The organism is Pseudomonas sp. JQ170C, from assembly GCF_035581345.1.
Lineage (GTDB): Bacteria > Pseudomonadota > Gammaproteobacteria > Pseudomonadales > Pseudomonadaceae > Aquipseudomonas.
The window spans coordinates 130,766-150,122 of the sequence record NZ_CP141608.1 but is presented as its reverse complement, the minus strand read 5'-3'; the positions used below and the strand labels follow the sequence as shown (position 1 = coordinate 150,122).

At 60.9% G+C, this 19,357-nt stretch carries 1 protein-coding gene; it reads left to right on the top strand.

Features of this window, described 5'->3' with window-relative positions; all coding sequences use genetic code 11:
• Window positions 1-226: 226 nt before the first annotated feature.
• The gene (locus U9R80_RS00640) at window positions 227-19,252 is read left to right on the top strand and encodes a retention module-containing protein (protein WP_324804604.1); all 19,026 of its coding nucleotides are present in this window, start codon (window positions 227-229) and stop codon (window positions 19,250-19,252) included.
• Window positions 19,253-19,357 lie beyond the last annotated feature (105 nt).

Here is a 19,357-nt window from a genome sequence, read left to right as displayed (position 1 = left end):
AGGAAGCGTGGCAGCCGCTCAAATATCAATGTGACATTACGGGGCCGATTGTTTAGGATGGCGAGAGGAAGGTCAATACTTTGGCATAAACTTAATAGCCAATAGTTATTGACATATTTTTGACGCTTAAAAGCGTCAAAAACATCGAATTGTAATATTCCATCGGTAGCGGCAATCAGCGCAGCTGGGCATGGAAGCCAATTGAACGGGTAGTTCGGAGAAACCAATGAGCAATGTTGTCGCAATCGTCAAAAGCATTGTTGGCCAAGTAATCGCAGTATCCCCAGAAGGGGTTCGCCGCGTTCTCATTGAGGGTGATCGCCTGTTCGTTGGTGAGCAGGTACTGACGGGCCTTGCAGGCGCTGTCACCCTGGAACTGGCCGACGGCCGCACCCTGGACCTGGGCCGCGATACCCAATGGAGCGCCGACGCGCCCGACAATAGCGCCGACCTCGCCGCTGCCACCGCGCAAGCCGCACCGTCGGTTGAAGAGCTGCAACAGGCCATTGTCGCCGGCCTCGACCCGACCACCGAGCTCGAAGCCACCGCAGCAGGCCCGACTGCGGCAGGCTCCGGCGCTGCTGGCGGCGGCCACAGCTTCGTCATGCTCGATGCCACCGCAGGCTCGGTCGACCCGACCATTGGCTTCCCTACCGGCCCCATCGGCGTTGCCTTTGACGACAACCGCCTGGAACTGGGCGGCCTGGATGACGCCAACAACCCGAACACCACGACCCCTACGCGCGAATCCGGCCTGACCCTGACCGCCACCCCGTCAATCACCGAAGCCGGCGGCGTGATCATCTACACCGCCACCCTGGGCCAACCACCGCTGACTGACCTGACCGTGACCCTGTCCAACGGCCAGGTCATCGTCATCAGCGCCGGCCAGACCACCGGCAGCGTCAGCGTGACCATCCCGCCGAACGACACCGTGTACCTGGATGGCAGCGAGATCTCCGCGACCATTACCGGCACCACCGGTGGCGGTGGCCTGGTCGTCACCCCGGACACTACCCCGGCGGTCACTCAGATCACCGACACCATCGACACCACCACGGTCACCCTGACCGCAAACCCGAGTGTCACCGAAGGTGGCGTGATCACCTACACCGCCACCCTGACCAACCCGGCACAGACGCCGGTGACCGTCACCCTGTCCAACGGCACCACCATCACCATCGGCGCGGGCCAGACCACCGGCACCGTCGATGTACAGACGCCACCGAACGACGTCTACAACAACGGCAGCAGCGTCAGCACCACCATCACCGGCGCCACGGGCGGCAACTTTGAAAACCTGGTGCCGAACCCGAACCCGGCCGTTACCACCATCACCGACTCGATCGACAATACCGGCCTGAGCCTCACCGCTACCGGCACCGTCGCCGAAGGCGGCCAGATCATCTACACCGCTACCCTGACCAACCCGGCCGGCACCCCGGTGACCATCACCCTGAGCAACGGCGCAGTGATCACCATCGCCGCCGGCCAGACCGAAGGCAGCGTCAGCGTGGCCGCGCCTGGCGATGACGTGTACATCGATGCAGGCAATGTTGGCGTAACCATCGACAAGGCCGATGGCGGCAACTTTGAAAACCTGGTGGTGAGCAAAGAACCCGCGGTAACCGAAGTCACCGACACCCTCGACACTTCGACCGTTACCCTGACGGCCACCCCTAGCGTCGCTGAAGGCGGCGTGGTGACCTACACCGCTTCGGTGAGCGCACCCGTTACCGGTTCGGCCCTGGTCATCACCCTGGCAAACGGTCAACAGATCACCATTCCCGTCGGCCAAAGCACCGGCTCGGTCGAGTTCGTTGCCCCTGACAACGTCCACACCACCAACCCGGACCTGACCAACAGCATTACCGGCACCACCGGCGGCAACTACGAGAAGCTGGAAACCACCGGCAACCCGGTGACCACCGTGACCGATGGCCCGGATACCGACGCGTCTACCGGTCTGTCCCTGACCGCTACTGGTAACGTCGACGAAGGCGGCCAGATCACCTACACCGCGACGCTGACCAACCCAGCTGGCACCGCGATGACCGTGACCCTGAGCAACGGCGCGGTGATCAACATCGCTGCCGGTGCCACCACCGGCTCGGTGACCGTTGATGCGCCGACTGACGACGTCTACATCGACGCCGGTAAGGTTGAAGTCACCATCGAAGGCACCGACGGCGGTGACTTCGAGAAACTGGCTGTGGATAACACCCCGGCCGTTACTGATGTGGCGGACACCCTCGACACGTCGACGGTGAAACTGACTGCCGACGTCGGCACCGTCGGTGAAGGTGGCGTGTTCACCTACACTGCGACCGTCTCTTCGCCAGTCACCGGCTCGCCCCTGGTGATCAACCTCACCAACGGCCAGACCATCACCATCCCGGTGGGTCAGACCACCGGTACCGTCCAAGACACCGCACCGAACAACGTCCACGAGACCAACCTCGACCTGACCAACAGCATTGAGTCGGTCACCGGCGGTAACTACGAGAAGCTCGAAGCTTCCGGCGAAACCACCGTGACCGTCACCGACGGTCCAGGCTCCGAAGACACCACCGGCCTGAAACTAACCGCCACCGACTCCGTCGACGAAGGCGGCCAGATCACCTATACCGCGACGCTGACCAACCCAGCTGGCACGGCGATGACGGTGACCCTGAGCAACGGCGCGGTGATCAACATCGCTGCCGGTGCAACCACCGGTTCGGTGACCGTTGATGCGCCGACCGACGACGTCTACATCGACGCCGGTAAGGTCGAAGTCACCATCGAAGGCACCGACGGCGGTGACTTCGAGAAGTTGGCTGTAGATAGCACCCCGGCCGTTACTGATGTGGCGGACACCCTCGACACGTCGACGGTGAAATTGACTGCCGACGTCGGCACCATCGGTGAAGGTGGCGTGATCACCTACACTGCGACCGTCTCTTCGCCAGTGACTGGCTCGCCCCTGGTGATCAACCTCACCAATGGCCAGACCATCACCATCCCGGTGGGTCAGACCACCGGTACCGTGCAAGACACCGCGCCGAATAACGTCCACGAGACCAACCTTGATCTGACCAACAGCATCGAGTCGGTGACTGGCGGCAACTACGAGAAACTCGAAGCCTCGGGTGAAACCACCGTGACCGTCACTGACGGTCCAGGTACCGACGACACCACTGGCCTGAAGCTGACCGCGACCGAAACCGTCGACGAAGGCGGCGAAATCACCTACACCGCGACGCTGACCAACCCGGCTGGCACCGCGATGACGGTGACCCTGAGCAACGGCGCGGTGATCAACATCGCTGCCGGTGCCACCACCGGTTCGGTGACCGTTGATGCGCCGACCGACGACGTCTACATCGACGCCGGTAAGGTCGAAGTCACCATCGAAGGCACCGACGGCGGTGACTTCGAGAAGTTGGCTGTAGATAGCACCCCGGCCGTTACTGATGTGGCGGACACCCTCGACACGTCGACGGTGAAACTGACTGCCGACGTCGGCACCGTCGGTGAAGGTGGCGTGATCACCTACACTGCGACCGTCTCTTCGCCAGTCACCGGCTCGCCCCTGGTGATCAACCTCACCAACGGCCAGACCATCACCATCCCGGTGGGTCAGACCACCGGTACCGTGCAAGACACCGCACCGAACAACGTCCACGAAACCAACCTCGATCTGTCCAACAGCATCGAGTCGTTCACCGGCGGCAACTACGAGAACCTGATCACCTCCGGTGAGACCAACGTCACCGTCACTGACGGTCCAGACACCGACGACACCACCGGCCTGAAGCTGACTGCGACTGAAACCGTCGAAGAAGGCGGCGAGATCACTTACACCGCGACGCTGACCAATCCGGCCGGCACCGCGATGACCGTGACCCTGAGCAACGGTGCGGTGATCAACATCGCCGCCGGTGCCACTACCGGTACCGTGACCGTTGATGCACCAACCGATGACGTCTACATCGACCGCGATAACGTCGAAGTCACCATCGAAAGCACCGACGGCGGTGATTTCGAGAAGCTCGACATCGACCCATCGGCGGCAGTCACTGACGTTACCGACACCATCGACGAATCGACCGCCACCCTGACCGCCGACGTTACGACCATCGGTGAAGGCGGCGTGATCACCTACACCGTGACCCTGAGCGATCCGGTCAAGGGCGCACCGCTGGTGATCAACCTGGCCAACGGCCAGTCCATCACCATCCCAGTGAATGGCACCAGTGGTTCGGTACAGTTCACCACCGAAAACAACGTCCACGAGACCAACCTCGATCTGTCCAACAGCATCGAGTCGTTCACCGGCGGCAACTACGAGAACCTGGTTACTTCCGGCGAGACCAACGTCACCGTCACCGACGGTCCAGACACCGACGACACCACCGGCCTGAAGCTGACCGCGACCGAAACCGTCGACGAAGGCGGCGAAATCACCTACACCGCGACGCTGACCAACCCAGCTGGCACGGCGATGACCGTGACCTTGAGCAACGGTGCGGTGATCAACATCGCTGCCGGTGCCACTACCGGTACCGTCACTGTTGATGCGCCGACCGATGACGTCTACATCGACCGCGATAACGTCGAAGTCACCATCGAAACCACCGACGGCGGTGACTTCGAGAAGCTCGACATCGACCCATCGGCGGCAGTCACTGACGTTACCGACACCATCGACGAATCGACCGCCACCCTGTCGGCTGACGTCACCACCATCGGTGAAGGCGGCGTGATCACCTACACCGTGACCTTGAGCGATCCAGTCAAAGGCGCACCGCTGGTCATCAACCTCGCCAACGGCCAGAGCATCACCATTCCAGTGAATGGCACGTCGGGTTCGGTACAGTTCACCACCGAGAACAACGTCCACGAGACCAACCTCGACCTGTCCAACAGCATCGAGTCGTTCACCGGCGGCAACTACGAGAACCTGGTTACTTCCGGCGAGACCAACGTCACCGTCACCGACGGCCCAGATACCGACGACACCACCGGCCTGAAGCTGACTGCGACCGAAGCCGTCGAAGAAGGCGGCGAAATCACCTACACCGCGACGCTGACCAACCCGGCCGGCACCGCGATGACCGTGACCCTGAGCAACGGTGCCGTCATCAACATCGCTGCCGGTGCCACTACCGGTACCGTCACTGTTGATGCCCCGACCGATGACGTCTACATCGACCGCGATAACGTCGAAGTCACCATCGAAAGCACCGACGGTGGTGACTTCGAGAAGCTCGACATCGACCCATCGGCGGCAGTCACTGACGTTACCGACACCATCGACGAATCGACCGCTACCCTGACCGCTGACGTCACCACCATCGGCGAAGGCGGTGTAATCACTTACACCGTGACCCTGAGCGATCCGGTCAAAGGCGCACCGCTGGTCATCAACCTCGCCAACGGCCAGAGCATCACCATCCCGGTCAACGGCACTTCGGGCTCGGTACAGTTCACCACCGAAAACAACGTCCACGAGACCAACCTCGATCTGTCCAACAGCATCGAGTCGTTCACCGGCGGCAACTACGAGAACCTGGTCACTTCCGGCGAGACCAACGTCACCGTCACCGACGGCCCAGATACCGACGACACCACCGGCCTGAAGCTGACCGCGACTGAAGCCGTCGAAGAAGGCGGCGAAATCACCTACACCGCGACGCTGACCAACCCGGCCGGCACCGCGATGACCGTGACCCTGAGCAACGGCGCGGTGATCAACATTGCCGCCGGTGCCACTACCGGTACCGTCACCGTTGATGCCCCGACCGATGACGTCTACATCGACCGTGACAATGTCGAAGTCACCATCGAGAGCACCGACGGCGGTGATTTCGAGAAGCTCGACATCGACCCATCGGCGGCAGTCACGGACGTTACCGACACCATCGACGAGTCGACCGCCACCCTGTCGGCTGACGTCACCACCATCGGTGAAGGCGGTGTGATCACTTACACCGTGACCTTGAGCGATCCGGTCAAAGGCGCACCGCTGGTGATCAACCTGGCCAACGGCCAGTCCATCACCATCCCGGTCAACGGCACGTCGGGTTCGGTACAGTTCACCACCGAAAACAACGTCCACGAAACCAACCTCGACCTGTCCAACAGCATCGAGTCGTTCACCGGCGGCAATTACGAGAACCTGGTCACTTCCGGCGAAACGTCGGTCACCGTCACCGACGGCCCAGATACCGACGACACCACTGGCCTGAAGCTGACCGCGACCGAAACCGTCGAAGAAGGCGGCGAAATCACCTACACCGCGACGCTGACCAACCCGGCCGGCACCGCGATGACCGTGACCCTGAGCAACGGTGCCGTCATCAACATCGCTGCCGGTGCCACTACCGGTACCGTCACTGTTGATGCCCCGACCGATGACGTCTACATCGACCGCGATAACGTCGAAGTCACCATCGAAAGCACCGACGGTGGTGACTTCGAGAAGCTCGACATCGACCCATCGGCGGCAGTCACTGACGTTACCGACACCATCGACGAATCGACCGCTACCCTGACCGCTGACGTCACCACCATCGGTGAAGGCGGCGTGATCACCTACACCGTAACCTTGAGCGATCCGGTCAAAGGCGCACCGCTGGTGATCAACCTGGCCAACGGCCAGTCCATCACCATCCCAGTGAATGGCACGTCGGGTTCGGTACAGTTCACCACCGAAAACAACGTCCACGAAACCAACCTCGATCTGTCCAACAGCATCGAGTCGTTCACCGGCGGCAACTACGAGAACCTGGTTACTTCTGGTGAGACCAACGTCACCGTCACCGACGGTCCAGACACCGACGACACTACCGGGCTGAAGCTGACTGCGACCGAAACCATCGAAGAAGGCGGCGAGATCACTTACACCGCGACGCTGACCAATCCGGCCGGCACCGCGATGACTGTGACCTTGAGCAACGGCGCGGTGATCAACATCGCTGCCGGCGCGACCACCGGTACCGTCACCGTTGATGCACCGACCGATGACGTCTACATCGACCGTGACAATGTCGAAGTCACCATCGAAAGCACCGACGGCGGTGATTTCGAGAAGCTCGACATCGACCCATCGGCGGCAGTCACGGACGTTACCGACACCATCGATGAATCGACCGCCACCCTATCGGCTGACGTTACGACCATCGGTGAAGGCGGCGTGATCACCTACACCGTGACCCTGAGCGATCCGGTCAAGGGCGCACCGTTGGTCATCAACCTGGCCAACGGCCAGTCCATCACCATCCCGGTCAACGGCACGTCGGGCTCGGTACAGTTCACCACCGAAAACAACGTCCACGAGACCAACCTCGACCTGTCCAACAGCATCGAGTCGTTCACCGGCGGTAACTACGAGAACCTGATCACCTCCGGTGAGACCAACGTCACCGTCACCGACGGCCCAGACACCGACGACACCACCGGCCTGAAGCTGACCGCGACTGAAGCCGTCGAAGAAGGCGGCGAGATCACCTACACCGCGACGCTGACCAATCCGGCCGGCACCGCGATGACTGTGACCTTGAGCAACGGCGCGGTGATCAACATCGCTGCCGGCGCGACCACCGGTACCGTCACCGTTGATGCACCGACCGATGACGTCTACATCGACCGTGACAATGTCGAAGTCACCATCGAAAGCACCGACGGCGGTGATTTCGAGAAGCTCGACATCGACCCATCGGCGGCAGTCACGGACGTTACCGACACCATCGATGAATCGACCGCCACCCTATCGGCTGACGTTACGACCATCGGTGAAGGCGGCGTGATCACCTACACCGTGACCCTGAGCGATCCGGTCAAGGGCGCACCGTTGGTCATCAACCTGGCCAACGGCCAGTCCATCACCATCCCGGTCAACGGCACGTCGGGCTCGGTACAGTTCACCACCGAAAACAACGTCCACGAGACCAACCTCGACCTGTCCAACAGCATCGAGTCGTTCACCGGCGGTAACTACGAGAACCTGATCACCTCCGGTGAGACCAACGTCACCGTCACCGACGGCCCAGACACCGACGACACCACCGGCCTGAAGCTGACCGCGACTGAAGCCGTCGAAGAAGGCGGCGAGATCACCTACACCGCGACGCTGACCAACCCGGCCGGCACCGCGATGACCGTGACCCTGAGCAACGGTGCGGTGATCAACATTGCCGCCGGTGCGACCACCGGTACTGTCACCGTTGATGCACCAACCGATGACGTCTACATCGACCGTGACAATGTCGAAGTCACCATCGAGAGCACCGACGGCGGTGATTTCGAGAAGCTCGACATCGACCCATCGGCGGCAGTCACGGACGTTACCGACACCATCGACGAGTCGACCGCCACCCTGTCGGCTGACGTCACCACCATCGGTGAAGGCGGTGTGATCACTTACACCGTGACCTTGAGCGATCCGGTCAAAGGCGCACCGCTGGTGATCAACCTGGCCAACGGCCAGTCCATCACCATCCCGGTCAACGGCACGTCGGGTTCGGTACAGTTCACCACCGAAAACAACGTCCACGAAACCAACCTCGACCTGTCCAACAGCATCGAGTCGTTCACCGGCGGCAATTACGAGAACCTGGTCACTTCCGGCGAAACGTCGGTCACCGTCACCGACGGCCCAGATACCGACGACACCACTGGCCTGAAGCTGACCGCGACCGAAACCGTCGAAGAAGGCGGCGAAATCACCTACACCGCGACGCTGACCAACCCGGCCGGCACGGCAATGACCGTGACCCTGAGCAACGGCGCCGTCATCAACATCGACGCCGGTGCCACCTCCGGTACCGTCACCGTTGATGCCCCGACCGATGACGTCTATATCGACCGCGATAACGTCGAAGTCACTATCGAAAGCACCGACGGTGGTGATTTCGAGAAGCTCGACATCGACCCATCGGCGGCAGTCACGGACGTTACCGACACCATCGACGAATCGGCCGCCACCCTGACCGCCGACGTTACGACCATCGGCGAAGGCGGTGTGATCACCTACACCGTGACCCTGAGCGATCCGGTCAAGGGCGCACCGCTGGTGATCAACCTCGCCAACGGCCAGTCCATCACCATCCCAGTGAATGGCACGTCGGGTTCGGTACAGTTCACCACCGAAAACAACGTCCACGAAACCAACCTCGACCTGTCCAACAGCATCGAGTCGTTCACCGGCGGCAATTACGAGAACCTGATCACCTCCGGTGAGACCAACGTCACCGTCACCGACGGCCCAGATACCGACGACACCACCGGCCTGAAGCTGACTGCGACCGAAACCGTCGAAGAAGGCGGCGAGATCACCTACACCGCGACGCTGACCAACCCGGCTGGCACCGCGATGACCGTGACCTTGAGCAACGGTGCGGTGATCAACATCGCCGCCGGTGCCACCACCGGTACCGTCACCGTTGATGCCCCGACCGATGACGTCTATATCGACCGCGATAACGTCGAAGTCACTATCGAAAGCACCGACGGTGGTGATTTCGAGAAGCTCGACATCGACCCATCGGCGGCAGTCACGGACGTTACCGACACCATCGACGAATCGGCCGCCACCCTGACCGCCGACGTTACGACCATCGGCGAAGGCGGTGTGATCACCTACACCGTGACCCTGAGCGATCCGGTCAAGGGCGCACCGCTGGTGATCAACCTCGCCAACGGCCAGTCCATCACCATCCCAGTGAATGGCACGTCGGGTTCGGTACAGTTCACCACCGAAAACAACGTCCACGAAACCAACCTCGACCTGTCCAACAGCATCGAGTCGTTCACCGGCGGCAATTACGAGAACCTGATCACCTCCGGTGAGACCAACGTCACCGTCACCGACGGCCCAGATACCGACGACACCACCGGCCTGAAGCTGACTGCGACCGAAACCGTCGAAGAAGGCGGCGAGATCACCTACACCGCGACGCTGACCAACCCGGCTGGCACCGCGATGACCGTGACCTTGAGCAACGGTGCGGTGATCAACATCGCCGCCGGTGCCACCACCGGTACCGTCACCGTTGATGCGCCGACCGATGACGTCTACATCGACCGCGATAACGTCGAAGTCACCATCGAAAGCACCGACGGTGGCGACTTTGAAAACCTGGTGGTGGATGAAGCTGCAGCCATCACCGATGTCACCGACACCATCGACGAATCGACCGCTACCCTGACCGCCGACGTTACGACCATCGGCGAAGGCGGCGTGATCACCTACACCGTAACCTTGAGCGATCCGGTCAAGGGCGCACCGCTGGTCATCAACCTGGCCAACGGCCAGAGCATCACCATTCCAGTGAATGGCACCAGTGGTTCGGTACAGTTCACCACCGAGAACAACGTCCACGAGACCAACCTCGATCTGTCTAACAGCATCGAGTCGTTCACCGGCGGCAACTATGAGAACCTGATCACCTCCGGTGAGACCAACGTCACCGTCACCGACGGCCCAGATACCGACGACACCACCGGCCTGAAGCTGACCGCGACCGAAACCGTCGAAGAAGGCGGCGAAATCACCTACACCGCGACGCTGACCAACCCGGCTGGCACCGCGATGACCGTGACCCTGAGCAACGGCGCCGTCATCAACATCGCTGCTGGTGCCACCACCGGTACCGTCACCGTTGATGCGCCGACCGATGACGTCTACATCGACCGCGATAACGTCGAAGTCACCATCGAAAGCACCGACGGTGGCGACTTTGAAAACCTGGTGGTGGATGAAGCTGCAGCCATCACCGATGTCACCGACACCATCGACGAATCGACCGCTACCCTGACCGCCGACGTTACGACCATCGGCGAAGGCGGCGTGATCACCTACACCGTAACCTTGAGCGATCCGGTCAAGGGCGCACCGCTGGTCATCAACCTGGCCAACGGCCAGAGCATCACCATTCCAGTGAATGGCACCAGTGGTTCGGTACAGTTCACCACCGAGAACAACGTCCACGAGACCAACCTCGATCTGTCTAACAGCATCGAGTCGTTCACCGGCGGCAACTATGAGAACCTGATCACCTCCGGTGAGACCAACGTCACCGTCACCGACAGCCCAGACACCGACGACACCACCGGCCTGAAGCTGACCGCGACCGAAACCGTCGAAGAAGGCGGCGAGATCACCTACACCGCGACGCTGACCAATCCGGCCGGCACCGCGATGACTGTGACCTTGAGCAACGGTGCCGTCATCAACATCGCTGCTGGTGCCACCACCGGTACCGTCACCGTTGATGCCCCGACCGATGACGTCTACATCGACCGCGATAACGTCGAAGTCACCATCGAGAGCACCGACGGTGGCGACTTTGAAAACCTGGTGGTGGATGAAGCTGCAGCCATCACCGATGTCACCGACACCATCGACGAATCGACCGCTACCCTGACCGCCGACGTTACGACCATCGGCGAAGGCGGCGTGATCACCTACACCGTAACCTTGAGCGATCCGGTCAAGGGCGCACCGCTGGTCATCAACCTGGCCAACGGCCAGAGCATCACCATCCCGGTCAACGGCACTTCGGGCTCGGTACAGTTCACCACCGAGAACAACGTCCACGAAACCAACCTCGATCTGTCCAACAGCATCGAGTCGTTCACCGGCGGCAACTACGAGAACCTGGTTACTTCCGGCGAGACCAACGTCACCGTCACCGACGGCCCAGATACCGACGACACCACCGGCCTGAAGCTGACTGCGACCGAAGCCGTCGAAGAAGGCGGCGAAATCACCTACACCGCGACGCTGACCAACCCGGCCGGCACCGCGATGACCGTGACCCTGAGCAACGGTGCCGTCATCAACATCGCTGCCGGTGCCACTACCGGTACCGTCACTGTTGATGCCCCGACCGATGACGTCTACATCGACCGCGATAACGTCGAAGTGACCATCGAGAGCACCGACGGTGGCGATTTCGAGAAGCTCGACATCGACCCATCGGCGGCAGTCACTGACGTTACCGACACCATCGACGAATCGACCGCTACCCTGACCGCCGACGTTACGACCATCGGCGAAGGCGGCGTGATCACCTACACCGTAACCTTGAGCGATCCGGTCAAGGGCGCACCGCTGGTCATCAACCTGGCCAACGGCCAGAGCATCACCATTCCAGTGAATGGCACCAGTGGTTCGGTACAGTTCACCACCGAGAACAACGTCCACGAGACCAACCTCGATCTGTCTAACAGCATCGAGTCGTTCACCGGCGGCAACTATGAGAACCTGATCACCTCCGGTGAGACCAACGTCACCGTCACCGACAGCCCAGACACCGACGACACCACCGGCCTGAAGCTGACCGCGACCGAAACCGTCGAAGAAGGCGGCGAGATCACCTACACCGCGACGCTGACCAATCCGGCCGGCACCGCGATGACTGTGACCTTGAGCAACGGTGCCGTCATCAACATCGCTGCTGGTGCCACCACCGGTACCGTCACCGTTGATGCCCCGACCGATGACGTCTACATCGACCGCGATAACGTCGAAGTCACCATCGAGAGCACCGACGGTGGCGACTTTGAAAACCTGGTGGTGGATGAAGCTGCAGCCATCACCGATGTCACCGACACCATCGACGAATCGACCGCTACCCTGACCGCCGACGTTACGACCATCGGCGAAGGCGGCGTGATCACCTACACCGTAACCTTGAGCGATCCGGTCAAGGGCGCACCGCTGGTCATCAACCTGGCCAACGGCCAGAGCATCACCATCCCGGTCAACGGCACTTCGGGCTCGGTACAGTTCACCACCGAGAACAACGTCCACGAAACCAACCTCGATCTGTCCAACAGCATCGAGTCGTTCACCGGCGGCAACTACGAGAACCTGGTTACTTCCGGCGAGACCAACGTCACCGTCACCGACGGCCCAGATACCGACGACACCACCGGCCTGAAGCTGACTGCGACCGAAGCCGTCGAAGAAGGCGGCGAAATCACCTACACCGCGACGCTGACCAACCCGGCCGGCACCGCGATGACCGTGACCCTGAGCAACGGTGCCGTCATCAACATCGCTGCCGGTGCCACTACCGGTACCGTCACTGTTGATGCCCCGACCGATGACGTCTACATCGACCGCGATAACGTCGAAGTGACCATCGAGAGCACCGACGGTGGCGATTTCGAGAAGCTCGACATCGACCCATCGGCGGCAGTCACTGACGTTACCGACACCATCGACGAATCGACCGCTACCCTGACCGCCGACGTTACGACCATCGGCGAAGGCGGCGTGATCACCTACACCGTAACCTTGAGCGATCCGGTCAAGGGCGCACCGCTGGTCATCAACCTGGCCAACGGCCAGAGCATCACCATTCCAGTGAATGGCACCAGTGGTTCGGTACAGTTCACCACCGAGAACAACGTCCACGAGACCAACCTCGATCTGTCTAACAGCATCGAGTCGTTCACCGGCGGCAACTATGAGAACCTGATCACCTCCGGTGAGACCAACGTCACCGTCACCGACAGCCCAGACACCGACGACACCACCGGCCTGAAGCTGACCGCGACCGAAACCGTCGAAGAAGGCGGCGAGATCACCTACACCGCGACGCTGACCAATCCGGCCGGCACCGCGATGACTGTGACCTTGAGCAACGGTGCCGTCATCAACATCGCTGCTGGTGCCACCACCGGTACCGTCACCGTTGATGCCCCGACCGATGACGTCTACATCGACCGCGATAACGTCGAAGTCACCATCGAGAGCACCGACGGTGGCGACTTTGAAAACCTGGTGGTGGATGAAGCTGCAGCCATCACCGATGTCACCGACACCATCGACGAATCGACCGCTACCCTGACCGCCGACGTTACGACCATCGGCGAAGGCGGCGTGATCACCTACACCGTAACCTTGAGCGATCCGGTCAAGGGCGCACCGCTGGTCATCAACCTGGCCAACGGCCAGAGCATCACCATCCCGGTCAACGGCACTTCGGGCTCGGTACAGTTCACCACCGAGAACAACGTCCACGAAACCAACCTCGATCTGTCCAACAGCATCGAGTCGTTCACCGGCGGCAACTACGAGAACCTGGTTACTTCCGGCGAGACCAACGTCACCGTCACCGACGGCCCAGATACCGACGACACCACCGGCCTGAAGCTGACTGCGACCGAAGCCGTCGAAGAAGGCGGCGAAATCACCTACACCGCGACGCTGACCAACCCGGCCGGCACCGCGATGACCGTGACCCTGAGCAACGGTGCCGTCATCAACATCGCTGCCGGTGCCACTACCGGTACCGTCACTGTTGATGCCCCGACCGATGACGTCTACATCGACCGCGATAACGTCGAAGTGACCATCGAGAGCACCGACGGTGGCGATTTCGAGAAGCTCGACATCGACCCATCGGCGGCAGTCACTGACGTTACCGACACCATCGACGAATCGACCGCTACCCTGACCGCCGACGTTACGACCATCGGCGAAGGCGGCGTGATCACCTACACCGTAACCTTGAGCGATCCGGTCAAGGGCGCACCGCTGGTCATCAACCTGGCCAACGGCCAGAGCATCACCATCCCGGTCAACGGCACTTCGGGCTCGGTACAGTTCACCACCGAGAACAACGTCCACGAAACCAACCTCGATCTGTCCAACAGCATCGAGTCGTTCACCGGCGGCAACTACGAGAACCTGGTTACTTCCGGCGAGACCAACGTCACCGTCACCGACGGCCCAGATACCGACGACACCACTGGCCTGAAGCTGACCGCGACCGAAACCGTCGAAGAAGGCGGCGAGATCACCTACACCGCGACGCTGACCAATCCGGCCGGCACCGCGATGACCGTGACCCTGAGCAACGGTGCCGTCATCAACATCGCCGCCGGTGCCACTACCGGTACCGTGACCGTTGATGCGCCGACCGATGACGTCTACATCGACCGCGATAACGTCGAAGTGACCATCGAAAGCACCGACGGTGGCGACTTTGAAAACCTGGTGGTGGATGAAGCTGCAGCCATCACCGATGTCACCGACACCATCGACGAATCGACTGCCACCCTGTCGGCTGACGTCACCACCATCGGTGAAGGCGGTGTGATCACTTACACCGTGACCTTGAGCGATCCGGTCAAAGGCGCACCGCTGGTGATCAACCTGGCCAACGGCCAGTCCATCACCATCCCGGTCAACGGCACTTCGGGCTCGGTACAGTTCACCACCGAAAACAACGTCCACGAGACCAACCTCGACCTGTCCAACAGCATCGAGTCGTTCACCGGCGGCAACTACGAAAACCTGATCACCTCCGGTGAGAGCAACGTCACCGTCACCGACGGCCCAGATACCGACGACACCACCGGCCTGAAGCTGACCGCGACCGAAACCGTCGAAGAAGGCGGCGAGATCACCTACACCGCGACGCTGACCAACCCGGCCGGCACGGCGATGACCGTGACCTTGAGCAACGGTGCGGTCATCAACATCGCTGCTGGTGCCACCACCGGTACCGTCACCGTTGATGCGCCAACCGACGACGTCTACATCGACCGCGACAATGTCGAAGTGACCATCGAAACCACCGACGGTGGTGATTTCGAGAAGCTCGACGTCGACCCAGCGGCTGCGGTAACTGACGTTACCGACACCATCGACCACACCAGCCTCAAACTGACAGCAACTTCGTCGGTCTATGAAGGCGGCAAGATCACCTACACCGCCACCCTGAGCAATCCGGCAGGCACTGCGGTGACCGTGACCTTGAGCAATGGCAAGACCATCATCATCGGTGCCAACGAGACCTCCGGCAGCATCACCGTTGATGCTCCAGGCGATGACGTGTATGTCGATGCGGGCAATGTCAGTGAAACCATCACCGGCGCCAGCGGCGGCAACTTTGAGAAGCTGGACATCAGCGACAAGCCGGCGGTCACTTACGTAAAAGACACCACCAACACCACCACGGTTGGTATCTCCGGCTCTACGTCGGTTGCCGAAGGTGATAACGCCAACTACACCCTGACGCTGTCCAGCAGAGCAGAAGCTGACGTCACCATCACGCTGAAATACACCGGTACGGCCAAAGACGGCTCGGATTTCATCGGTCAAACCACTGTGACTATTCCGAAAGGAAGCATCAGCGGGACCTTCAGCGTGCCGATCCTGCGTGACAACCTCGCTGAAAGCGCGGAAAGCTTCAGGGTGCAGATCACCGGGGCTACCGGTGGCAACTTCGAGAGGTTGGAGGTCGGCGGCAATAGCTTCGTCGACACCACGATCCTGAGCAACGAGGCGCCAGTGGCCGCCGGCGGTGCTGTGACCGGGACCGAGGACACCGACCTGGTGCTGAGCTGGGCCAACTTCGGTATCACCGATGCCGATACCCCTGCTGCCAACCTGGGCCTGACCATCACCAAGCTGCCTGCCGATGGCCTGCTGCAGTACAAGGATGGCAACACCTGGAAAACCCTGACCCAGGCAGATGTCAATGCTGGCAAGGTCTTCAGCAAGGCCGATATCGATGCCGGCAAACTGAAGTTCGTACCAGACCTGAACGAGTCGGGCATCAACGCCAACACCAACGGTGTGGGTGACCAGAAGTCCGATTACGCACAGATCCAGTTCAAGCCAACCGACGGCCAGGGCACCGGTAACGAGGCAACCCTCAAGGTCGATATCACCCCGGTTGCCGATGCACCGACCCTGAACATCGGTAGCAACAATGTGAACTCGATCGGGCTGATCAAGGAAACCTGGAACAGCCTCAACGGCCTGGGCACCAACGGCAACGGCATCACCGGGGACGCATTGAAGAATGTCTTCGATAAGTCCGGTAAGCCGAACAGCACCTCGACGGTGACCAATGCCCAGTCCGACGGCAGTGTGCCCGGCGGTTCGGGCTCGAAGATTTCCGGCCTGATCTTCCTGGAAGCCGGCAAGACCTACAGCTTCAGCGGTGTGGGTGACGACAGCCTGCAGATCACCATTGGCGGCAAGAACGTAGCGTGGGCCACCTGGGGTACCGGTGGCGGGATCTCCGGCTCGTTCACGCCGACGATCAGCGGTTACTACACCCTGGATATCTACCACGCCAACCAGAGCGGCCCGGGCAGCTTCGACGTCAACTTGTCGGTCAATGGCAGCACGCCAGTTGACCTGAGCAACACCAACATCCCGATGTACCCGAGCGTCAACGACCTGGTCAATGCGGGTGTGACCGTCGGCGAGTTGCACGGCAGCGACGGTGATGGTTACTACCAGGGCTACAAGCTCAATGAAGGCGCCGAGAACGGCACCGTCAAGCTGGTCGGTATTTCCTCCAGCCTGACCGATACCGATGGTTCGGAAAAACTCAGCGTCAAGCTGGGCGGCATTCCGGAAGGCTCGATCCTCAGCGATGGCGCCGGCCACACCGTGACTGTCGGCAAGACGGAAGTGGATGTCACCGGGTGGAACCTCAACGGCCTGAGCATCAAGCCGCCGGCCTACTACCATGGCACCTTCGACATTGCCGTCACCGCGACTGCGACCGAGAAGGCCAACGGCGATACCGCCTCCACGCCAGACACGATCAAGGTCACCGTTTACCCGGACAAGTACGGCTATGAAAACCTGACAGAGGTGGACGACGACAAGACCTTTGGCACCGACAACGACATCGTCGTTGCCGACGTCAGCGGCCTGCACGTAACACCAGGCAAGGACTACAACCTCGCGTTCATCGTCGACACCTCAGGCAGCATGGAGAATTCGGGCGTCAAGGCTGCGAGAGACTCCCTGGAGTCCGTGTTCAAGACGCTGGCCAACAGTGTCAAAGGGGACAAATCGGGTACGGTGAATATCCTGTTGGTGGACTTCTCCGCGAACGTCAACGCCGAGGTCTCGGTCAACCTGGCCGACCCGCGTGCACTGGAGAAGCTGCAAGCGGCGCTGGACAAGTTCAGGGCCGGTGGCGGTACCAACTACGAGGACGCGTTCAAAACCGCGGCCAACTGGTTCCAGAACCTCGAAAATGCAGGCAACAAAGGTGAAAACCAGACGTTCTTCATCACCGATGGCCAGCCGAACATCTATCAGACTGGCGAGAAAGACCCGACGTTCTACGGCTCCAACTACACCCTCGACAGGGCATTGGCCGAACTGAACTACAAGCGCGGTGACGTAGTTTCCAACTACAAGTTGGGTGACAACAACCGCATCAGTATCGATAAAAACGGTTACCTCAGGGCCGAGTACAAGTCTGGCTGGGGCTGGGAGAACGATAACTATGCCTCGGGTGAACTGCATGCCCAAGGCGACGGGACCTATGAGTTGTCGTACTCAAGCTCCGGCTGGTACGTCAACAGCAACACCCAAGCGTCGTTCCTGTTGCTGTCCAAGCACTCGACCGTCGAAGCGATCGGTCTCAATAAGGGCGTCAACGCCAACGACCTGAAACCTTACGACACCGACGGCAAGCCGCAGACCAACATCGACCCGAGCAAGCTGGCCGAAGCCATTCTGGGCCACACCGAAGCCACCAAACCGGGTAACGATGCGGTCGCGGGTGGCGATGGTCACGACATTCTGTTCGGCGACCTGGTCAGCTTCGACGGCATTGCCGGCAACGGCGTGGAGGCCATGCAGGCCTATGTCGCAGGCAAGCTGGGCAAGCCGCTGGGTGACATCGACGGCCGAGTGCTGCACCAGTACATCACCGAGCACGTCAGCGAGTTCGATGTGTCGCGCACCAATGATGGTATGGACACCCTGCTGGGTGGCGACGGCAATGACATTCTCTTCGGCCAGGGTGGCGACGACTACCTCGATGGCGGCAAGGGCAATGACATCCTGCTCGGCGGCAGCGGCAAAGACGTACTGCTCGGTGGTGAGGGCGATGACATCCTCCTTGGCGGCAAGGGTGACGACACCCTCACCGGTGGCAGCGGCGCGGACACCTTCGTGTGGAAAGCCGGCGACACGGGCAAGGATGTGATCAAGGACTTCAAGCCTGCCGAAGGTGACCGTCTGGACCTGAGCGACCTGCTTCAGGGCGAGAAGGCCAGCACCATCGACAACTTCCTGAAGATCACGACGGTGAAGGGCGAGTCGACCCTGGTGGTCAGCTCCGAAGGCAAGCTCAACGCTGCCGGCGGAGTGAACAATGCCGATGTGACGATCAAGCTTGAAGGCGTCAACTGGGCCAACACCACGATCAACTCGCTGGTGACCGGCGCTGACCCGACCATCAAGATCGACCACTCCAACAGCTGATGCCTGAACCTGCGGTAGCCGATGTCTGGCTACCGCAGCACCAGGGCTTTGCCACTGCCGTATTCACATTGCATACTCGCTCGCCGGGCCCACAGCCCGGCGAGC